Genomic DNA, 21,867 nt, shown 5'->3' with positions numbered 1-21,867 from the left:
TTTGCCTAGCCTAGCGTTCTAATTGTTTGAGATTGGCGTAGATGGACATGACCCTTTGGCTGTACGCATAAGCTCTCGGATCAGTCCAAGAGTTGTAGCGACTGACGGCCAGTGCAATATCGCCGTTACTTAATTGGATGTTCTCTGCAAGTACCTGAGCCCCTGTATCGATGTTGTATTCAGGGTCAAGGAGACGAAATGGGTCGTCGATGAGATGGCGCTGCCAGTAGACATTGACTTGCATAACTCCGACATCAACTTTTGTTGTGCCTGAATCGAAAATTTCAGTCAGTTTTTTAACCGCCTCTATTTTGGAACCGGGATAAAATGGCTCATGGGTACGTAATGCATATGGGTAAGGAGAAACGTTACCACCGTCACGTTTACCTGACTCAGCTAAAGCCATAGCAAACAGCAATGTAGGGTCTACATCGTGTTTTTGGCCAGAGGCGTAGAAATAGGTACCTGTAAGGTCAAAAGCATGGCATTTTGTGCCGATTAAAACCGTTGCAAGTATTGATAACACTGTTTTATTCATGCTGCCGCTACTCCATAACGTTTAAATCTTTCCGGCCAAACATCTTCAGGTTTGTAATCTATTGCCTCTGCGATGATCTTTTCCCAACGAGGTGAATGGGCGGTGAGAGCTTTAGATAACACTTGTCGGCTTACTTTGTTGCGTCGGGCAAGTTCGGCCAGCGTTAGCTGTCTAATCTTGAGTTGATACAGAATCCAGGCTTTTCGCTCTTCTTCCTGCTGCGGGACAGCTTCTATCTTCTTATTTTCCTCTGTCATTCCCGGTCTTCCTTGTAATGGAGATCTTTTGTGGATCTAATGGCGAATTATGCCTGTCATAATAGTGAAATTTTTTGTTGTCTTGTCAGGACATGACAACTGTTGTCAATAGTAAAAGCCGGATTCAAATATTACTCAATGCCTAGTCGTGCTATTTGGGCATAACAGTCTTATTTTGTTTATGTAATTTCGCTATTTTATATTTAAACCACTGTTTATTAAGGGTTTAATAATGCAGGTGTGTATCCCATTTTGTGCATGAAAATTTATCAAAGCATCTGAAATTTGGTGCACATTGGGGTTTATGTTTGTATACTTTGTGCGCAGGGCGCAAAAAACTATAAGTAATCCGTTGGCTGGTTAATATAAAATTATGACTACTAAAATAGAAAAAACAGGGTCATTAATAGTCATTCTCTGTGCTCTCTTACTCAGTACAGATTGTTGGTCGAATGACTTGATCCGGATAGGAATACTCACTCCGTCGAAACATAGTCGCGTTACATCTGAAGATGTACGTTCATGTTTTTTGGACGCGATTGATGACGAAAACTATGCAAATGTTCAATTCGCCTTTGAATCCACGGGCGGCTCGGTATTGGGTACCAAGAAAGCCGTTCAGCGTTTGATGGCGAAGAATGTTGATTTTGTTGTGTTAATGGTTAACACCCAAGAGGCAATTGAAGCCGGGGGCGTGCTGGCAGAACGCAAAGTACCCTACTTGAGCCTGGCGAACGAGTACAAGGTTGTTGATAAAGAGTACGGATTCTCCTTATTTAATTCGGAAATCAGTATTTCACGCCAAATCGTTCAGCAATATTTCACCCTTCCCTCCGTCGCAAAACATGTAGTCATTGTTTATGACCAATATGACAAGACTCTGGTTACCAAACTAAAGCAGACGATGCTTGAAGCGGGATTGGATGCCGAAATACACCGTTTCAATGTTCACGCCAGTGAGGATTTAGAGCGAGCACTAAACCCAGAGACAGCCGTTTTTGTCTTCACAAAATCCAGTTTGCAGACGCGGGTTGTAAATGCGTTGGGCAAAAACCATAAAGGACGTGTTCTGGTGTACCCAAGTGATAACGATTTGCCTCGATCGGTCACTCTTTCCCAACCGCTTTATGAAATCAGTTATCTCAATGATGCGCAGATCGCTAACCCACGACTTAAAGCACTTATCAAAACTCATTGCAAAAGAGTCGCCATTGATGAGCGCTTTGTATATCGGCTGGATGCCGTTATCTCAGCGATTCATTTAGCAAGCTCACTGGCCGGAACTGGCGTAAATGTCGCCCACTTGAAAGGTAAACCACTTGAGTATCAATCGTTGATTGATTCTGAGCACCTTCGGTTTAACGAGAGGGGGTTTGCTGACAGGAATATCATCATTCGCAGGGTGAGCAATGTCTTACCGGCTAATCGTGCCAGATTGTAAGGAATGACCATGATTAATAAACGATGGGAAATTCAGTTTTCGTTATTAACGTATATCTGGTTGTTAGTTCTCCTGCTATTGGTGGTGCAAATAACATGGTTTGTATCTCAACGGATTAGTGCGCTGAATAACCATTCTACTCATTCAGACTACATTGAGTTTGTGCTTGGGCTCTGGATGGCCTCAGACTCATTTAATGATGCCCTCTACCTGTCAGATATCGATAAAATCCGAAACACCAGCGACTACATTTTGACTTCGGTAGAGAAGCAGTTTCCGAACTTTGCTATCTGCCTGAATATGGACATTAAGTTAATTGGCCAGAATGACACAATTGAGACTTTCTCTTCATGTGGCCAAGACAGTACTGCCGTTAAATTGCTGACTAAGACAACCGCCAATATCACTAATGAAGGGAGCAAACAAATCTTTATTGATGGTGTGAATTACGGTCGTGTCTCGTGGCAGTCGGTGGGTACTGATAATCAAGATATCAAAGACTACACTTTCGGTGGACTGGTCATTGTTGAATTGTTCATTTTTGTGGTCATATCCTACTTCCTTAACCAACGTAATTACATCGCTCGTAGTGATAATCCCGAATCCGTAACGACTGACTCACTTCAAATGGAAAGGCAGGATACACTGGTTGTTGATTCTCTGAATACGGTCATTGAATCATTGAAACGCAGGCTGGCGAATATTGATGAGATCTTGAAGCACAATCGGCATTTTAATCCGTATAAAAGTGGTGAGTTGCTTTTTGTCTCGATAAAGAAAGGAAACAGTAGCACGCGGTCTGTGCGAATGGTGTTTAAGAACGAATCCGTGATTATCAACCGGGTGTCATTGATGCAAGTCGCTGAATCATTTTGGCCAGATTTGCTTCAAAAGGCTAATCGGACCTCATTAATTAACTTCGAAGCAATTCGTAATCATGCTCATAACCACCAGCTGACCCAGGAAGATAAAAAGACATTGATGCTGAATGTCACAGTTAAGCATAAGTCAGAAGAATTAAACGAACAGTTACCTATTCGGTTGCCGGGCACTATAAGTGACTTACTTGAGCGCCAAGATCAGGCGGTTGACCAAGGTAAGGTTGCTTTGTAAGCACATCGTTGATTGTTGATTAAAAATAGTCATTACGGTTTATATCGCTATTGGCTATTTTTTTGATTTTTCATCCTGCATTAACTTCAAATATGGATAGTTCTACTATGCTAAAGGGGTTGCATAATAAAAGTCCGTGTTAAAATACTATTAAAGACACGAGGGAAAGGTTATGAACGGTCAATACTCACTTTTTGTATACATTTTCGGCTTCGATGTAACCCCTAAAATGGTTTTTAAGCGTGTGATGCGCGGCGTCATGTATCTAGCATTGTTTGCTTTGGTATTGTGTGTAATTGCGGATATTGTCATTACAGCATACTGGCATGGCCTTATTGATCTTAAAACATCAGGTATCATTATTTATGTGATTCCATACTTGTTTGTTCATTTATGTGGCTTGATTGCTTTGTATGCGTTTTTAGCTGGCCTTTTGAATTTATCCGCAGGTAGTGCGACGGGTATGATTTTGCTGGTGGGTTTGGCCGGCTATTTTGTGCACCCACTGCTTGCTGCAGCCCTCTTGATTATCCGGTGTATTCAAGTCAGACCGTTTAGTGGGCTTGCCACAACCGGAACACGGTCTAGCGAAGATGACCTCAATACAGATGTGTTTGAGGATGATTGCTATATGCCAAGAAAAACCGGGGCTTCAGCTGAATACAGTCCTGATTTTCCAGATTAGATATCGGGTTTTTCTGTGACTTTGGAAAATAGAAAGCCACCTCTCGGGTGGCTTTTTTTTGTTCATTTTTAGCAAATCAATTTTTTACATCCAATCCCTCACGATGATTATTCAGGGCTTTTATTTCATTTAGGTAGGTTGAAGCATATTTGCCTGCACCTGACGCTGCTTGCAGGTGAGGCACAATTGTGTCGAATTCATTTTGGGCTTCTTTTGACAGATGTGCTTTACCGTTTAGGATCAGGGAATGTGGATCATTGGCTGCCAGCTCTTGGCGGTACATTTCAAGAGCAGCTTCGTTCTTGTTGTCAGTATCTCGGCCTCCACCTATAACGAAGCCTGAGGCAAAGACAGCAGCCTGCCCCGGAGTCAGGTTTTGGTCAAGTCCTTGCCGCGTCATGGTCTCTCGAATATTGTCCCTGTTTTGAGCCATAAATTGATCAGTAACACCTAGTTCAGCTGCCGTTTGACTGGCGACAGCCCAAAAGCCAATTTGATTATTTAAGCTCATCTGTTGCAGATCCTGTGGCGGCTGCGTAGGACCACTACCGTTAGAACCGAAACCATTAGATACAAATTCCATAGCTGCCGAAGCTACATTTTTTGCTTGCGCTACGGGATTCATTTTTTCAATGGCGCGATAACCAGCTTCCATGGCATTTGATGTCACTGAGCTTAAAGCTGCTTTGGGATTTTCAATAAGATCTTGAACTGGTTTAATGAACCCTTCCGCAGCATTTGAAAGGTATCCGGCTGTTTGGTCTACAGCGCCGAATAAACCTGCAGCGGTATTCACTTCGGCAGGCTTACGCGCAATCGTCTCCAACAGCTCTGATTCTCGTTCATTGCTAAATTGTCTATACCCTGTGCTGGCATCCCTATTCAATTGATCCTTATTGTCGTTAAATGCAGTTTTAACTATTTGCTCACCCGCAGCTGTTTCGACTTTGCTTGGAAGTGATACTGGGGTTGATGCGACGTTGGCTGCAGGTGCGGTCTGACTTTTTACTTCAGCTCTATCGACATGCGACATGCCATTCTCTACTTTCCCTTGAACATCACCATGGCCATTACCAGCAATGGCGCTGTTGGCAAATGGAGATACAGGGCCCGTTTCATTACCAGAATTGGTATTTAAGTTGAAACCAGTCGCGGTACTGATGGCTCTCATTGCTGCTTCAGCACCATCTGTAGGATCTTTTCCTTCATAATTTCTGGCGTTCAATAGGCTATGTGCTTGAGCCAGAGCTTTCGCCTGAGGTTCTTGAATTCCGTAGGAGTGCATAAATTTATTGGTGAGGGTATTTGCTTCTTCCCGCATGCTCGCTGTTGAATGTGCTTTAAACGCGGCATTCATTTGCTCCATAGATTGCGGTGAGTTTTGGAACGAACCAAGTAGATCTTTACCCTGGAAGCTGACACCGCTTCCCACCTGCGTAGCCAGTTGCTTAGCATCCGTATAACTGTCCGTTGAGGTTTTTACATCAGAGGCTGATTTCATGAGCTGTGAACCTTCAGTGAAGCCCCAATTTTCCGTCCACGCTGAATTTTTATTGGTTCCCGCAGTGTAGGCTATGCCATTAGCCATATTGGCTGACTGATTGGAGGTATACTGGTAACCCTTAGTGAATGCGTCAGCTAATGTATAAGCACTGTCCTTAGTCTGGTTCTGAGTATCAGATGCTTTGGCTGAACCTTGCAACTCTAAACCTGTTTTGATGTTGTCTGCTTGATCGAAATTTGGAACGTTAGGCAGTCCAGTCGAGCCCAATAGCGCAGGAACTTTTGCTTGTGCTTTGCCGGCAATGTTGGCCAATCGTCCTATTGGGATAAAATTAGAAATTGCTGATAGCACATCACCGGCATCTGCTTTTGCCGCCACACCGGCGGCCCATGTTCCTGCAAGGGCGTTAGTTTGTCTGTCGGACAAGCCAAACCGCTTTTGTATATCTTTAGCCGCGGATGAAATGTGACTCGCAGTTTCGTTATTCATTGTCGACAGTTGACTACCCAATGATTCCATTTTGGCAAAACTGTTGGAGCTATTTTTCGCATTGTTCCAAGCGTTACTGAATTGCTCCTGAAACTGTTGGGTCGCTTGCCGGCTTTGCTGCTGGGTTGAGGAAACCATACTGCTCATTGCACTGGAAGCATTTATAGAGCCTAGTAACCCGGCTGCACCGTTCATCATGGTGCCGGTCATCGCATTGTTGGTGCGCTGGGCATCGGTTTGCATGAGTGGCCCGTTATCAACAGTGTTTGGTGTTGTGGTTGTCGGTTTGATGAATTCAGATCCTCCCAGACGACCAGCTAGACTGGCGAAGGCATAAGTGGATCCCGTAATGATAAATAGGCTGATTACTGGGGTCGCCGCTGCCAGCATGCCGCCAGTCGCTATATAGTTCTGCATGATCTCTGTTGTTGATTTCAAGGCATAGAAACTATCTAACTCATGGGGTACAAACTGTGAGAGACGACCAGAGGCCGCCATGTGGATATACAAGTTGGTAACAGACAGAACTGGAGCCCAGAGCTGTATCCACAACAGCATTGTGAAATATTTCCCGACCAGCTGAATGCCAAGCATGCCCATGCACATGATGATCCCCATCATCGGGGTGATGGCATAAACGAATCCCTCGAAGAAGGTCATAAGGGGATGTGCCACACTCATAAATACGCTTTGTTGAGCGGCCCACTGGGTATTACGTTGCTGAATCGCCTGGTTCACCATCATTGCGCTGCTGATGTCCATCATATCGGCGTATTTTCCTTGTGCCGCCTGATGGTAGATTGGCTCAATGATAGAGGTGGCAACATAGTCCTGTGCGGATGTCGAGCTCTTACCAAGCAACTGCATTGCCTGATGTATATTTTGCAGGCCACTGTCTAAATTAAATGCCGGTACCCCTAACAAGGCCCGCAAATGCTGATCCAGCTGAGGGGACTCAATGCCATTCGTGAGCACATTGGAGATGAATACCGATGCGTTACTACAAGGTACCGTCATTGGGCCGGCAGCGGTGTGGATTTCAGTGTAGTAGAGCGAGCTGTTGAATTCTAAGACATCTTTCGCTTTCATGGTGTATATCTCGTTGACTTTGAGATCACCGAGATCGACGCGGGTAAGGGTACATTCGCGCACATGGTTATATAAGGTTTTCTTGAAGTAGCTCTTTCCCCCGATAAACGCGTCAATGCGCTCAAACACTCGAGTGTCTTCACCAAGATTGCGGACTGCATTCAACTTCTTAAGCGCATCGTTATATGGTTGCTTGGTTGTCGATGCGTCAATCAGTGTATAACCGGTTTCGAATAATTCTGTGATGCCATAACCGATCGATGAGATTATGCCTCCGGCCGCGGCGACACCAATGGGGACGTTATCGACTGGGATCACCCGTCCACTCAATGGGTCTTCAATCTTGACGGTGGCAGGTGCGCCAAAAAACATTGAGAACATCAGGAAGCATACTAATGCAATGTGGATATTAAACTGCTTTGCCCCTTGAATGATCGATTGGAACGATACGACCAGGACACCAAATAACAGGCCAATACCTGCTGCGCGTGAAAAGCTGTTGGTGCCGGTGATCATCGCTACCGTATTAAAGATCTCAGCCAGAAATTCTCCATTCCCTATGGTGTGAATAGTAAATTCAGCCATTATTCCACCCCTCCAGTTGTCAGGAGTGCATTGGTGTATTGCTTTTTGCTGGTGGAATTCAGGACGATTTGGTAGCGTTCGATAAAGTCAAACGTAGTGCCATACGCCTGGGAGAGAGCATTGAACTGGTTATTGATTCCAGTCTCTACGTCCTGAATTCGCTCTATGAGCACAGTTTTTTTAGGATTTTTACTGGTATAGATCGCGGTTTTGGCTGACCTGACCATATCGGTCAACATCATGTGACTCATATCCAGCGCAATTGCTTTGCTAGCCGTACCGACCAGGGTGTACGCGGCGTCAGGACTGAGTATGCTAATCCGTTGAATCAGGCCCCCCAATCCATGTGGCAACGCCACCAATAAATTCTTTTCTTCTGGTGTCAGTGAATCATCATTCAATTGGAACTTGCGGATGATCCCTATTGAATGCGCACTGCCCATAAGTGCCTCGCGCAGCATGGTATCGTAGCCCTTGATTGTGTGTGGTTTGGTGTCGGTGTCGTTGATGAGGCATTTTCCGGCCTTTGTTGAGGCTGAACAGTCAAAAATTTCTTTAACCCCCCCGAAAATGAGATCCTGAAGTTCCAGCTTCGATGACAAATAAGTTTCTTCCTTTTCGCCAGCTGAGTCTTTTTCATGGTGGATGATGGATCCTGTGATACTCATAATGGTTTCTAAAAGTGCGGTATTGCCCGAGGAATACCAAGACTGGACTTGCGTACTTTGTAAGGCATCCCACAGCATGTTACCAACCAGTAGCTTAAGGCTTTCCGCTGCGCGGGGGTTTGATGGAGCTGCGGTTGTCGCGGCATCTTCATGATCCTGCCCGATACTTTTCAAAGCTTCATAGGAATCGGAGAAGATACCTGCCGCGACTGTCGATAAGCGGGTGTCATTGATAGTGTTAAAGTTAAATGCCTCTGCTGTATCGTTGACAATACCTTGGGAGAGCTGGCAGCTATCAAGAAACATTTGGTTAAGCGCCTGCAGTTTCTTTTGGAACGCTTCAATGTTAGACGCCAAGTTGGGGGCAATGTTATGCATGGCCACCTGAAAGAAAACACCGGCTGAGTTCGAACCTACCCGGCGAAGGGTGTCGACAATTTCACTGAGGTTAATGAATGAAAAGCTACCACCGTTAAGCTCAATGCCGCCACAGCCAGCTTCAAAGTTGGGCATCTGTATATTCATCAGGTTGGTACGGGCTATCTTGGTCTTCATCGTGAAGTTGCCCCCTGCCAGTACCCCCCTCCGTTGGGTCTCATATACGCCAGGCTCGGTATAGTTGGTCATCGCACCGAACACGCTGTTCATTTCTTCTTGTAGGCCGGCCTGGGCTGTTCCCATACCTCCCAGGCAAATTGCCGCGGAGACGATGGTTGCAAGGCGTGTTTTCTTTATCATTGGTTGTCTCCATAGAGTGCATCGCGTAACGCAGGCATTAATTTGTCTGGTGCAATGAAACCTTCCGTATCCATGAGGTGTTCAAGGTTAGCTTCACGCAGCTTTGAGCTGACGTTGAACTGGTGGTTTATTGCTGGTTGGGTCGAATAGTATTCTGTGTCCGTGATCAAACGTTCACGGTAGGCAACCTGGATAATGCGCTGATGCGCTTGGTTAACTGAAATTGGACCCTGTGAAACGGGATAGTATTGCCCTTGCGGGGTCACCATAAAAACAGCAGGCAGGGCCATCACCGCCATTTTCTCCGCATGTCCGTCATCCAGCCGGTATGACGGATACAAACCGTTGGCAAGAGGTTGGTGGTCAATGGAAATTGGAATTACGGTAATGCCATGCAGGCCTTCGAGGTATTCAAGGATTTGCGCTTGGTCTTCGCAAAAATCACAGTTCTGTCCGGAAAAAAAGAAAAAGAAACCAACACGGTTGGCCAGTTCTGTGATGACTTGTTGGGCATTGGCTTCAGCTTTTTTCTTCTGGAGACCGATTAACCCTTCTGACTGTGCTGAGCGTGTATTCTCATCAAGATAAGGGTCGCCGGCGGTCAGCAAAGAAGCCATTTCTTGGAAATTGGTCGCGTTATCGATGGCCAGCTTTTGCATGTAGAGATATAGCTCCACATTTTCACGAGTTGGTGACGTCTGGGCTAAATCAAGATACTTGGGCAAGTTTTCTCGAATCCAGGCTGCAGAGAATGCAGCAGGAGGTGGCGCCTTCATTTCACTCGGCTCAGGCATTTTTAGTGGTTGAGGGGCAGGCGCTGGGGGGGCCGTTAGTTCCGGCTCTTTTTCTTCAACTTCTTCGGGTTCTACTTCATACCAGAACCAGCCTTCAGCTTTATTTTGATAAAAGTCATTATTGGCAACCGCAACTGTGATAGGCATGAGTGTAAGCAGCGACGTTGCCAATAAAGTCCATTTTATGCCCATTTCTGCATCCTTCTTCGGTTATTACAGTGGAATATACCCAGTAGAAAAATGCTGCAGGTCGCTAGTCATGACGAAAGTGGTTAAAGGCAGTGATCCTGGCCACCGAAAGGAAACTTCATGCTGTTGCAATTTAATCCAACATGCCCACTTTTGGTAAAGCGGGCAGCCTGGCAGTGGCTCGAATTCAATAAGCTTGCGGTAGTCCGGTAAACCCGATCCTGTTCTGGGGCTTGGGAAGCCGTTTGTAAGTATGATCAGGAAGTGTGTTCATGAAGAATCAAGTTGTTAGTTGTTTGTTGTTTGTTGTGGTCTCGATACCGGTTGCGGCTGCGTCTGATCAATCTTCAGAAAGATTTCTTGCGGCACTTAGTAAACAGTGTGAAAACTGCGTTCTGGTAGGTCGGGACATTATGGCTATCCAGCAGAGGCAGTGTTCAGTGTCACCTTCAGTCGCCGGGTACAAGACATTGCTGGCCTCGCATTTATTCTTTCTGGGTTATACCGCTTATGAAAGTGAGCCCGGTGCGTATGATAGGTTTCTGAGCTCCGCCGCGCAGCAACCGGTATGTGATGACCTCAACGCATGGGCTAAGGAAGCAGCAAAAGTGTTTGGCCAGTAATATTCAGTGTTTGGCTTTAGGTGGAATTCGCGTGATTTCTACCTTGGCCATTACCTGAACAAAAAAGGAAAAAGCAATTGAGTTTTGGCACTTTCCAATCCCCTACATGCCAAGCGATAAGCTGCAGAGTCCAGACGTTCTCAAATTGAATCTTGTATAGGAAGCCAACACTTCCCCTGTTTTTCCTGAGGATGGAAACACCCCAAACAGTATATATACATACCAGCCTTGTCAGGCTATTACGACCTCACTCCGCCATTGGCCGCAGTGCCCGTACCCAGGCCGCCTTTTCTTCTTTTTATTTTTTCTTTTTCTTTTTTTCTTCTTTTTTCTCGTGTTTTCGGGGTTTAGCACAAAGGTTAATGTTTAATTTAGGGGAGTTACGTCATTCGCTTGTGTTGATTATGTCCCCGGGCATATACTGTTTATATGATCACCAATATAGTATGTATATATACTTTTTAGGGGGAAGGGATGCTGGTCGCCGAATTACCTGATGGCACCCTTATTCGTGAAGATGATGCCGCCGAGATGTATCAGTTAATCACGGAGGAAGTTCACCATTTGTACCGTCTGCTCGCTGAGGTCGATACCACTAACAGTGCGTTATGGCATGTACCTGCTTTGGCGACAGATGGCAAAACCTCCATCTGCCATATTCCCGTTGTTAGACAACATTGGCGGAATGCAACGGCGCTTCGCCGGTTAGTGCGTGACCATTGGCTGCCTCAGCAGCGTGAAACCGCTGGCAAAAGTGCCGATAGACTGTTGGGCTGGTTAAACCTGGTGGGGGACGAAGCAGCCATTGCCGCGCTACGCGACTCTGTCACGCAAGTGAACCATTACAAAGAGAAGTTTGCCCTTTATAACCGGACACTATTGAGTGACACGGCGGTGCGCACGCGCTATTTACGCCGGCAGTATCCCGGAATCATCATGCGTTCCGTGCACCGCCGCATCGAACTGACTAACGAGATGGATTACCGCTGCCACTTTGCCTGGACCAGCGCCCAATATCGGGCAACCCCAATTAATGTCGAGTACGTAAAGGACCTATTGGATAGCCAGCATAAGCACGATCCAGATTTCGATTACGAGGGCGCTTGTAATCAGCTTGCACGGCGTTTGAGTGATCCGGGCCGGTTTTCCTTGGTGCAGATTGCTGATATACGGGTACATCCGGTACAAGGTATCGTATACCGTGATGAGGAAGGGGCACGCCGAGTCCGGCCAGTGAAGTGCCACAGCCCTTTGGTTATCACCAACAATCCAAAGTTTGTCTGCCGCCCCCCTTCCGATTTTGTTTTTGGCGGGAGGCCGGTCGAACAGCGCCAAAACAAGAAACGTCGTACCGTGTACCACCCTATCCTGCCCCACTATTCAATCTACCAACGTGAAGTAAGGAGTGCTTAATGAATTCAAAAACGCACTATTGTTGCTGCACCAAATGCAAACGCCCTATTCAGGTCGGAGAGCAGGTGTTCACACTCAATTACGGCGTTGGCCAGGTAGTTAGTGGTTCATCGACGAAATTCATTGAGCTATTCGGGCATATTACCTACTGTCAGGAATGCAGCGAGTCTCAGGCCGACGCGTTGCTGAAAACGTTCCATCATAAGGACTGAGTTTGTGGTGACTCAATCGAACTTTAAGTTGCTGCGCTTTTTCAATAGTGCCTACTGCCTGCAGATGAATCAGCAGTTCAACGAACGCGGTACGCTAACTATCGGCTTGGAACTTGCCCCAATGGTCGACGGTAAAACTGATTTTTCAAACAAGATGAGTTTCCAATGCAAACCGGAAGAGTTAGCAGAGATCACTCGGGTTCTCGTGAAACAGACGCAGTCCATAGATTTCCGTTATCACGGTACTAAGAAAAATAAAAGTTTACGTGTCGCGAATGCTGATAATGGTGGAATTGGTTTTGCTATCTCCTTGGGCAAACAAAACTACCGCTATTTAACTGTCCCTGAATTCCAACGTGTAGAAGTGGTTGATATTTTTGTCAGCACGTTAGCAATCAAGCTCGGCCAATCTATTGGTGATACCATTTTGCTCGTTAAATCCTACTGATAACCGTTTTGTGTACTGTTGAATGTCCTTGCCCGAACAGGGTACTCCTTTAATAAAAAAGGAGCCATTTCGGCCCCTTTTCCATTCTTTGCTTCTCTTACAGGCAGGTGGTTGCTGATGCGGCCCCGCCGTCGTCCGTGGCCACCACACAGATTGGCGGCACTACCCCGCCGTGGTTACGCAGCGACACCGACAGCCGGCTCGACTTAACCACCGATGGTATCCCATCGACCTCCCATGCGTAGTTTCGGACCCGTCCATCCGGATCATCACATACCGCCGTGGAGATCACCGAGCCAAACGACTCCCGGCTTTCCAAACGGCACTCCGGTGGCTGGTTCGGCACCACCTCGACCCGAACCGTTTCTGTCACGGCCTTGCCCATCTGACTATGCACCGTCAGGCTGATGTCGTGCGTACCGGCGGGCAGCGTCAGGCTCTTCCAGCCACTGTTGCCCACTTCTTCCTCCCCGTTCACCGCAAACACATACTGCGCGATGCGGTCCCGCGGATGGCCACCGTCAATCTGGCTACGCAGCCGGATCCCCAGCGGGGCTCGCATGTACGGGTTGTCAGCATGCAGGCTCAGGGCAACCTGATACGGCTCCGGCTCACCGATTACCAGCGGCTCGGTCTTCACCGTCTCATGCAGGCGGCTATCCCCCACTTGGACGCTGATTTCTCCGTCTACCGCCTCGCTCACCTCAAACACCACCGTTTCCGGACGACGCTGGTCGATGATCTTCACCCCTTCCGGCAACTGCCAGCGATAGCTCGGATCTTCCAGTTTGCCGCTGAAGCCGATCGGCCGGATGCTCGCGGTCACCGTGGCCGGGTACACCGCGGCGCTGCTGCGCAGGCTCAGGCTGAAGTTGGGCCAGACGTATTGCCAGGCTCGGGCTCGGTGCGTCACGGTGGTGGCGGTTTGCGCCTCGTACCCGACGATTTCCGCCTCATACCCAATTTGCAGGTACCGGTCTTGCAGGTCTTCTTCCCGCACCGTGTACTCCACACTTTCCCCAACAACAGTCCGCCCATCCGGCAGGGTGAACCGCCCGACTAGCGTTTCGCTCATGTAGTTGTATGGCAGGCTGGTCTGGGCCGTGAACGTATACGTCTTGCCGACCTCAACCACCCGCTCGCCGCTCAGGCGCACCCGTGGTGACTTGAACTTGTTGAACTCCACCGAGCTGCGCCACTCCTGCCAGGCCCCCCGGTCATCGTCCGGCGCGTTGATGTCCCTCACCCGCGCCCACAATTTCAGGCGCCCAAGCTCATTGCTCGTGATGCTATGGGTCGGGCCGCTGTATGTGTAGGTCTTCCCGCCGTCGTGCGACCATTCGATCTTCACTTCGGACGGCTCCACTGCCACCCCGTCCAGCTTGGCGACTGCCGTGAACTTGCCCGTGGCGGTGGCAAACAACGAACGCGGCCCCTCAACATCCAGCTCGTACCCGTTATACGCCACCACGTTGACGGTGTTCGTGTACTGCTCGATGCCGCTGTTGGCGTTGACGATTTTCGCCCTGACCAGATAACTGCCCCGCTCGAAGACCCGCCGGTACTGCATCTTATAGCGGTCGGCCGGCTCGTATGTCTCCCAGCGGTTGCCGCCGTCTGACGACACCTCCCAGACCACCGTACCGGCGGCGCGGTTATCGCTGTAGTTTTCCAGCTTGATCTTGAAAATTCCGGTAAACGGGGCCACCCCGGACTCACGCACTACCTGTACCTCGCCGTTTACCGCGGTGCCTTTGAGCACACTGAAAAACGCAGTACGGTGACCTCGCTCGATACGCTCGAACCCTTCATCTTCCAGAGGTGAACGTAGCTTGGCCATCGCCACCAGGCGGACACTGGCGGAGTCCCCGAAACGGGAGGTATCAACATCAAAACTGACATCACCGCTCGGCGCTGGTGTCCAGTCCGTGACATCCTCGGTCTGGTTGTAGTTCATTTCACGCACCAGTTTGACGTCCCATACCCCCATGGTGTCGGGATTGTACGGGTCTTGCTGGCGGTAGTTGTCACGGATACCCACCTGCAGTGTCAGCGGCGCGTTGTCCACCGCCGTGTCGGTCTCCGTCATGATCACCGGCTTAATGTTGCCCGGCGACTGGTAATAGGCGTGAAGGACACGGGTATTCTTCAACGACGGGATCTCACTGTAGTTCACCGTCACCGTCACCGGCACTGCCTGCCACAGCTTGCCTTCCGGCAGGTCTATCCGGCGGGACACGGCCCGGGTACCCGTTGACGGCGGGAACGACTCGACCACTGCCGGCTCGTTGCCAACCTGCACGGACAGGTCAAAAGCACTGCCCACAATGTCGATCAGCACATCAGCAAACTTGCCGCCGGCCATCTCCATCAGGTATATCCCTTCTTCCTCGTTTACCGGCGGAAAAACCCCTTTAACGCCGATGTTGGGTAGTGGCGGCTCGACCACCGTCAGGTCAAACGTCTGCTTGGCAACCATCACCGGGGTCTGCGCGTCGGCAAACAGGGTCAGCTGCCACGACACCGGATACACGCCGGCCTCGGTAATCCGGCCTTCCAGCTCAGGCCTCGGCACGTCATCAACCTGGGTCAGCCCATCGGGGATCGCGGTCCATTCAAACAGGCAGATGCGGTTGTCGGTGTGGCTGTTCGGGGCCGCACTGACCGCTTCAGTTTGATCGAAGGTGATCCGGCAGCGTGCCCCGTCGCTGGTGACCTTGTTGGTAAACAGAATATCCTGAATCACCATGTTCACTTTCTCCAGCTGCTCGGGGCTGGCCGGAGCCATCACTACGCTGTTGTCGGCAGGCTGCGCCTGCAGAGTGTGCAGCTGGCTGTCCAGCAGGATTTCATCGCCGTTGCCCGACAGCAGGTACACCTCGTGCATCAGGTCATGGGCGTCGGCACGTACCAGCTTGCCGTGGGCTTCGGCCTTGCTGGCGTCGGCTGCCATGCCGTGCGGCAGGTTCACCCACTTCACCAGACACACAGGCCTGAGCAGGACATCACTCTTCATGGCCACCGCCGGATCACCGGTCACCCGACACTGGCTGGCTGGCAGGGCGCGAGCTGTGAGGGTCACCGGATCTATTCCCTGCCGGATCTGGTCGCTGTTGGTGGCCACCTCAATGGCCGGTTTCCAAGTCTGGACGTTAGCCACCAGTACCGGCGCGTTCGGGGCCGTGGTGGTGAACAATATATTGGCTTGTCCCAGCATCTGTTCGCCCTCAACCGGGGCGACATCCAATGACAGCCGTCCAGCATTGCGGCCGAAGTTGTAGGCCGGGTCAACCGTGTGGGTATCGCCCGGATAGAGAGTGACACCGTTGATGGTCAGCGGGATTTCCGTGTCGCTGGAGAGGGTCGCGGTGATCGGGTAGGTACCACCGATGGTGGTTGACCCGATTTGGTATGGCTCCGACGTGATCACCTTGGTGCCGTCATTCCGCCGGACCGCCTGCGCTACAGCAGGGATCAGGACTTTGCCATCGACCCCGTAACTCAGCTCAACCCGTGGCGGGGAATAATCGAACGTCACCTTCTGCTCGGCGATGTTCCCCTGGGCATCACTGGCCAGTGCCGTCAGCTGATATTCCTGGCCCGTTTTGAGGCTGGGGAAAAGTACCGGATACTCCAGCATGTAAGTGTTGGTACCGGTACTACGCCAGGACAACTGGACATCATCCAGTGAGGGGCCACCAGCAAGACGGATCGCCGTAAGTTGTGGGGCTGGGTCAACCCCGTCACTCAGGGTGATGGTGATATCATCGAGTGAACTGATCGTACTCGGGGCATGCACTGTTAGTGACGGCGGGGTGTTATCACTGGTAAATTCAAACAACGGCTGACGTGTTTTTGGACCATGCCGTTCCTGTGCAACAACGTGTAGGTTGAATTGCCCTTCAGGCAAAGTGTTCAAGTCGAATTCATAGGTGTAGTACTCACCATTTTCAGCTGTTTTAGCCTTCGCCACATCGAGTACTCTACCGTTGCCATCTTCAAGCCAAGATTCTTTTAACCGCAAACGGTCGAAGTATGCCCCCCTCCCTTTTTGACGAATGAAAGCGCTTAGCTTGTTGGTCGATTCCTCAAACTTTGTTGTTATTTCCGGATAGAAAGCATCGTTAAAGTGGGTTTCTGCCCACATTGGCGGGGACCTGAGCGTTCTATTCGCATCGAAAACTGAGGCGTTGTCATGTAAATAGCCATTTTCTCCAGTTTTCATTGTGTACTGCCAGTCGATGAAACATTCAGATTTTCCAACAGGAATTGTACATTCACCGTTGTGTACCGCGACTTGTGGATATGGCCGAGGTTCAACCACAACTTTGACCCCATTGATTGTCACAGGAAGCACACTGTTATCGACTTCATAACGGTAGAAGTCCCGCCATCCCACATCGCTGAAATTGTATTCGACCGACATTAGTCTTGGCGTGACTGGTGCGCTATCAGACAGTTTTAGGTTGTAACTGATATATGAGCCACCCCACTGGCCAAAGTTATTAAACCGCCAATAGTTGCCATTCAGATTGCCATATGGCGCTGTGTTTAAGATGTAAACGTAGTCAGCATCTTCATACACGACTTCATTTTTGCCTAAGGCATTGGTGATCGTTAAACCACCCTCCCGGTAGCGGTGCCAGTTGGTACGGGGCACCTGCCAAATTAGCTCTATTGGGTTGCTCCTGACTTCCATTCCAGCTTTGTATGGTACGAATCCGGTCAGACCCGGCAAAATCGCCGTTGTTGCATCAGGGTTGAATACCGCAAATGGCGTTTTGGGTGCATTCGTTATATTGTCGTAAAAAACCTTTTGTGGGGCCGTGATAATCCGGTTTCCGGCTTCATCTTCAATTTCAAATGTGAAGGTGAATGCCTCATCCAGATCTGAATCGGGAAAGATGAAGCGTTCGAATGATACCTGCGCCTCGAATATTGTTGCGTCAAAACTGGCTTCACGGGTCGTATACAAGGTGCCGTCTTCACGATAGCTGTGAATTTTAACCGACTTGATTGGTGTGGCTGAGTGTATGCCGTCAACAATGAAAACGGAATCGCCACTGCCACCGTTCCCCAGTTTCCAGACATCACCCGTTGTGGTCATCCGGTATCCTGATGCGTTGTTTCTGACGCTGTTGTAGCCAGGTTTTTGGGTATCGATAATTAATGGGTACACATCGGTTTGTACCGATGTGCCTGCGGCTGAAAGGATTTCGGCTTTAATTTGATACTCACCATCGCTAGGTGAGCCCAGGCTTAGATAAGCGCCGTAAAATGATTTGCCGTTCACCGAAATACGGTTTGATGAGCCGAGCAAGTCACTGGTAGATTGTTCAACGAGTTGACCGGCATGATCCAGTAATGTCACTCGTACTCTTCGGTCTATCCCAGCGCTCAAAGCAAAACTCATTTGTCCTGTAGGGTTGGCATAACGTTGATTAGGGCTGATGGTACGTTGTTTCCCATTGGTATCAAGAAACTCTGTCGACAAGAGTTCAGCTTGTACGGGAAGTACCACACAACCACATAACGTAATCGCTATCGCGTGTAGTCTCATTGATGTAGGTCTCCATGGTTTAACCATCGTTAAACGTATCAATACAATCCACAGAGAGTTCTTCTAATGCTGCCGATTTTGGTTACCAGCAGTAAATCGCGTACCCGAAACACGCCCGATTTGCCAAGGCCTACGACAATCATCAAAAATAAAAAGAAAGCAGGTGAAAATATTGTGAAGGCCTTGGGCAAACGCTCCATTACTTCAATGGATTAACAGATGAAAAGGTAAGCGTTATGTGCGGACGAATCAGCATCGACAGCTGGCTGTCAGAAATGGTTAGGGACGAAATGAAGTGCGAGTATTCTCCGCAGGAAAACATGGATTTAAGGCCGACCAATGAGGTCACGGTACTGCTCCACCAGCAGGCATGCTACCAACCACTATTGACACGTTGGGGGATTCAACCTGATTGGGCAAAACAGCTGATCATCAATGCTCAATCAGAAACGGCGGCTCAGAAGAAATCTTTTCGGGATGCGATGGCGAACCATCGTTGTCTGGTTCCGTGTTCGGGATGGTATGAATGGCGTGATGAAGGCAATCCCAGAAAACAAAAGTACCTGTTTGCCCACGAAGAACAGCGGCCACTGTATATTGCTGGCATATGGTTTCCTGCTGACGAACCGAAACTTGTCATGCTGACGACAGAGGCTGATGATCAATGCCTTCCCTATCACCATCGAATGCCATTGCTGATTGGCCGTGCGCAGGCGATTGAGTGGTTATCTGGGCAAGTTCCCAGGGCATCAATACCGTTTGCAATTACTGCATGCTGATGAAACAGATGAGTGCCATTACTTTGCAGGTGCAAAAAATCATATATTATCAATGATATGGCAGTTAGAAATGGCTCTTTAATATCCCCTCTCACCGCCTTAGTTCAGAAATTCTAGCTTTTTTTTGCAACAAATTGGGCTGCTGAAAATGCGATCCATTCAGTTGTGAAGGCCTCGTCCTCTATTGTTCATCAGTCTATTTGTCTATTCAGACGCTCGTTGTGATAATCATGCTTTACTTAACGAAACATTTGGTTAGAAATGATGACAAAATACGGCACAAGCCTTTTGGACTTTGCAGAGCTAAACCCGATTGACACAGACATAAGCGAAAAAGCTGGCGACCGGTTCGAAAAATTCGCGGCGGAGTATCTGAGATTAGAAGGTTTTGACATAGTCAGAAGACCCGCAGTTGGCCCAGACGGTGGCTGCGATATGATAGTGGAAGACCCTAATAAGGGTAGGAGGAAGAAACCACTTCGTTTCCTGGTTAGCTGCAAAAATTACAGCAGGCGAATCTCATGTAGAGATGATAAGTTTTACCTGGGTCAACTCGACAGACATAAGTGCGACAGCTTTATTTTGTTCTATTCAAACGACGTGACGCAGGATATGAGAGAGTACATTGATAGCATAGATGAAGACTGTGAAGCGTCCATAATACTTTTTACTGGGGCAGTCATTGAAGAAACAATGCTGGAAACGCCCAAGTATTATAGATTGATGCGCCGCTACTTCCCTAAATGCTACAACGCGTTGATCCCTAAAAGAAGAAAAATTGTATGTGAGTACTCTGACTGTAATGGCTATGAAGATGCTCGCTTCGTTCAATTTATTTACGAGTCTAAAAACTTTGCAATGAAGAACCTAATCACGTGCAAATATTGCGCGATTGACTTTCGTCGAGATTTAAGTGATGAAGGCATACTTTTCGACTCATTCCATTTTAAGAATGAATAAAGTCTGAAGTTTGGTGTTGTTGCCGGTTAAGAGTTTGACCTCAATGGAAAAACATGAATAGCCTTCGCGTTCTGATATACTTCACTACCTAAAGGATGCGTTGACTAGCTAGCTACCACGCAGTTAAGAGGTAGCTAGCCAAGCCGCAACAGCACTCACGCCAGCCAAACAAAGAACGCTATCGTTAAGACGCACGTAACGAACTAAATCGCTCTGAACTCGTTTAATCCAGCATCGTAAATCATCTTACCCAGCTGCTTCTTGGATTTCATGGCCTCAAGCTTAAACCTAAGATCAGATATCCTCCCTGCATATCCCGGATTAATAGTAATTAGCTTCTCTTCGGGGGTGGCAGAATGCAAGGCTGCCTTTACTTTGTTCTTGCTAGCACGGCCCTGGTGATGTATATCAGCGATCAGAGCACAAATAGTGTCGGTTTGCCCATCCAGGTCGTACCAACGGGCATAGCGCTCCATTTTGGCCTGAAGGATATCGCAGGCTACTTCAACTTGTAGCTCATGCATCAGCTTATCTTCATTTGCCCAGTGGATAACACGGGCCGATTGCAAAACCTCCTGCATATCATGTTCCAGACGTTTTGCGTTGAGAAAGTCCATAAACCGCTGCAACTGCCGCCGCCCCCCGGGCCCAGAGTTGGATTCCACTTCCAGATCTGTCATCCCGCCATCTTCGTTTACACGGTGGAGGTGCCCGTTGCTCAGTACCAGCTCGGGAAAGTACTCTGAAGAGCTCGGAAGACTCATCAGCTTACGGAACAAAAGGATCAGATTGTCGTGCGCTGTATGAGCCGCAAGCTGATAAAAGCCAAAAGTGAATTTTGCACTATCGTAAGTGTTAATCAGGTTGAAGTGGTTTTTGCTTTCGCAATAACCAGTTAGCTCCATTAGTTGGGCCCAATGGTCATACCGATCAATATAATCCTCAGCACGATAGGTAGGGCCATAGTATTCATTGGGACTCATGAATAGTCCGACATAGCTGCCGTTTTTCGTTTCACGACCAACATAAAAGCGTTCAGAAGGGCGGCCTCCGGTGGAGGCGTACCACCGACGACCTTCTTTCTTCAGATCGAACCCGAGTCCCCGAGGAACCGAATCAGCTTCCGGTTTAACTGCCAGTTCAAGGTCTGCACCAGGGAAAGTACCGAAAAAAAGCCCCAGTTTCCCGTGATAAATCTTCTCGAACTCTTTAAGGAACTTCTGGTGCGTCCATTTGACCACCTGATCTTGTAAGTTCGAGTAGTGGTAGACAAAACCATCTGCAAAGATCCCTATGTGCTTTTGCGGTACGTTCCTCATTGTCCTATTTGCAAGATCAACATTGTCGACCTTGGTAACAAAGACTAGTTGCTCTTGGTCCATCGCAGCATCGCCCCAGACTCCGACCTTGGGGCACTGAGAAAAAATCTCATGAACCCTTACATTTGCTGGAGTTCCGACACCACCTTTAATTCTTTGCATTTTCCTAATATCAAGTTTGAGTAATAAATGTTGTCAATTTGAGGCTTTGAGTGTTGTCCGAGTTAGTGGAGCGCATCGCTTCAGATGCTAGCGGAACGGTAGGTCATTTTTTCTATTTAGTCGAGAAAGTAGCTATGTTATCCGTTCAATCTGACGTCTTCATCTAGCCCCTCCTCATGAATGAATATTCACTTAGTCGTTAGGTGCAACTACTGATTTAGTCACAAAGTTCAGATAGAGAGCAAAACTACCAGCTAAAACAGTTATGCCCCGTTATGAGTTTCAAATTTTCAATGGTTAA

The 21,867-nt window shown here is 48.4% G+C and carries 16 protein-coding genes; 9 read left to right on the top strand and 7 right to left on the bottom strand.

Features of this window, described 5'->3' with window-relative positions; translation table 11 throughout:
* Window positions 1–10: 10 nt before the first annotated feature.
* Window positions 11–538 carry a lytic transglycosylase domain-containing protein gene (locus FH974_RS25775; RefSeq protein WP_207104297.1) on the bottom strand — a complete coding sequence of 176 codons (528 nt, stop codon included), beginning with the start codon at window positions 536–538 and terminating at the stop codon, window positions 11–13.
* Window positions 535–795, bottom strand: coding sequence for a helix-turn-helix domain-containing protein (locus tag FH974_RS25770; protein ID WP_207104296.1), 261 nt, complete (start codon window positions 793–795; stop codon window positions 535–537). Before FH974_RS25770 ends, FH974_RS25775 begins: the two co-directional genes overlap by 4 nt.
* Window positions 796–1,324: 529 nt before the next feature.
* Here FH974_RS25770 and FH974_RS25765 point away from each other — a divergent pair.
* The 3 genes from FH974_RS25765 to FH974_RS25755 all read left to right on the top strand — a co-directional run bounded on the left by FH974_RS25765 (window position 1,325) and on the right by FH974_RS25755 (window position 4,034).
* The gene (locus FH974_RS25765; protein ID WP_207104295.1) at window positions 1,325–2,236 is read left to right on the top strand and encodes a type 1 periplasmic-binding domain-containing protein; all 912 of its coding nucleotides are present in this window, start codon (window positions 1,325–1,327) and stop codon (window positions 2,234–2,236) included.
* Window positions 2,237–2,245: 9 nt separating this feature from the next.
* Complete coding sequence (locus tag FH974_RS25760) at window positions 2,246–3,349, top strand: hypothetical protein (RefSeq protein WP_207104294.1); 1,104 nt, start codon at window positions 2,246–2,248, stop codon at window positions 3,347–3,349.
* 172 nt (window positions 3,350–3,521) lie between these two features.
* Window positions 3,522–4,034, top strand: a complete 513-nt coding sequence (locus FH974_RS25755; RefSeq protein ID WP_207104293.1) for a hypothetical protein — start codon at window positions 3,522–3,524, stop codon at window positions 4,032–4,034.
* Window positions 4,035–4,110: 76 nt separating this feature from the next.
* Here FH974_RS25755 and FH974_RS25750 read toward each other — a convergent pair whose 3' ends face one another.
* Genes FH974_RS25750 through traF form a run of 3 tightly spaced genes read right to left on the bottom strand, consistent with a single transcriptional unit; the run spans window position 4,111 to window position 10,093 of the window.
* Window positions 4,111–7,701: a conjugal transfer protein TraG N-terminal domain-containing protein gene (locus FH974_RS25750; protein ID WP_207104292.1), complete on the bottom strand. Its 3,591-nt coding sequence runs from the start codon at window positions 7,699–7,701 to the stop codon at window positions 4,111–4,113.
* Window positions 7,701–9,107 (bottom strand): conjugal transfer protein TraH, encoded by a 1,407-nt coding sequence (locus FH974_RS25745; protein ID WP_207104291.1) that lies wholly within the window; start codon window positions 9,105–9,107, stop codon window positions 7,701–7,703. The genes FH974_RS25750 and FH974_RS25745 overlap by 1 nt, the downstream gene beginning before the upstream one ends.
* The gene (gene traF, locus FH974_RS25740) at window positions 9,104–10,093 is read right to left on the bottom strand and encodes a conjugal transfer protein TraF (RefSeq protein WP_207104290.1); all 990 of its coding nucleotides are present in this window, start codon (window positions 10,091–10,093) and stop codon (window positions 9,104–9,106) included. The genes FH974_RS25745 and traF overlap by 4 nt, the downstream gene beginning before the upstream one ends.
* A gap of 269 nt (window positions 10,094–10,362) precedes the next feature.
* On the opposite strand from traF, the gene FH974_RS25735 reads away from it, so the two are divergent.
* The 4 genes from FH974_RS25735 (at window position 10,363) to FH974_RS25720 (ending at window position 12,786) form a co-directional block, all read left to right on the top strand.
* Window positions 10,363–10,713 (top strand): hypothetical protein, encoded by a 351-nt coding sequence (locus tag FH974_RS25735; RefSeq protein ID WP_207104289.1) that lies wholly within the window; start codon window positions 10,363–10,365, stop codon window positions 10,711–10,713.
* Between the two features lie 474 nt (window positions 10,714–11,187).
* Complete coding sequence (locus FH974_RS25730; RefSeq protein ID WP_207104288.1) at window positions 11,188–12,126, top strand: DNA replication terminus site-binding protein; 939 nt, start codon at window positions 11,188–11,190, stop codon at window positions 12,124–12,126.
* Window positions 12,126–12,338: a hypothetical protein gene (locus FH974_RS25725; RefSeq protein ID WP_207104287.1), complete on the top strand. Its 213-nt coding sequence runs from the start codon at window positions 12,126–12,128 to the stop codon at window positions 12,336–12,338. Before FH974_RS25730 ends, FH974_RS25725 begins: the two co-directional genes overlap by 1 nt.
* 4 nt (window positions 12,339–12,342) lie before the next feature.
* Window positions 12,343–12,786, top strand: a complete 444-nt coding sequence (locus FH974_RS25720) for a hypothetical protein (protein WP_207104286.1) — start codon at window positions 12,343–12,345, stop codon at window positions 12,784–12,786.
* Between the two features lie 97 nt (window positions 12,787–12,883).
* On the opposite strand, the gene FH974_RS25715 is transcribed toward FH974_RS25720, so the two are convergent.
* Complete coding sequence (locus tag FH974_RS25715) at window positions 12,884–18,346, bottom strand: Ig-like domain-containing protein (RefSeq protein WP_207104285.1); 5,463 nt, start codon at window positions 18,344–18,346, stop codon at window positions 12,884–12,886.
* Window positions 18,347–18,582: 236 nt separating this feature from the next.
* On the opposite strand from FH974_RS25715, the gene FH974_RS25710 reads away from it, so the two are divergent.
* Both FH974_RS25710 and FH974_RS25705 read left to right on the top strand, forming a co-directional pair.
* The gene (locus FH974_RS25710; RefSeq protein WP_207104284.1) at window positions 18,583–19,125 is read left to right on the top strand and encodes an SOS response-associated peptidase; all 543 of its coding nucleotides are present in this window, start codon (window positions 18,583–18,585) and stop codon (window positions 19,123–19,125) included.
* 261 nt (window positions 19,126–19,386) lie between these two features.
* Entirely contained in the window at window positions 19,387–20,085 is a 699-nt protein-coding gene (locus tag FH974_RS25705; protein ID WP_207104283.1) for a restriction endonuclease, read from the top strand.
* 203 nt (window positions 20,086–20,288) lie between these two features.
* Here FH974_RS25705 and FH974_RS25700 read toward each other — a convergent pair whose 3' ends face one another.
* On the bottom strand, window positions 20,289–21,566 hold the full coding sequence (locus FH974_RS25700) for a hypothetical protein (protein ID WP_207104282.1): 1,278 nt from the start codon (window positions 21,564–21,566) through the stop codon (window positions 20,289–20,291).
* Between the last annotated feature and the right edge of the window lie 301 nt (window positions 21,567–21,867).

Source organism: Photobacterium ganghwense (genome assembly GCF_017329545.1).
In the GTDB taxonomy this organism is placed as follows: Bacteria; Pseudomonadota; Gammaproteobacteria; order Enterobacterales; family Vibrionaceae; genus Photobacterium; species Photobacterium ganghwense.
This window is presented reverse-complemented; position numbering and strand designations above follow the sequence as displayed.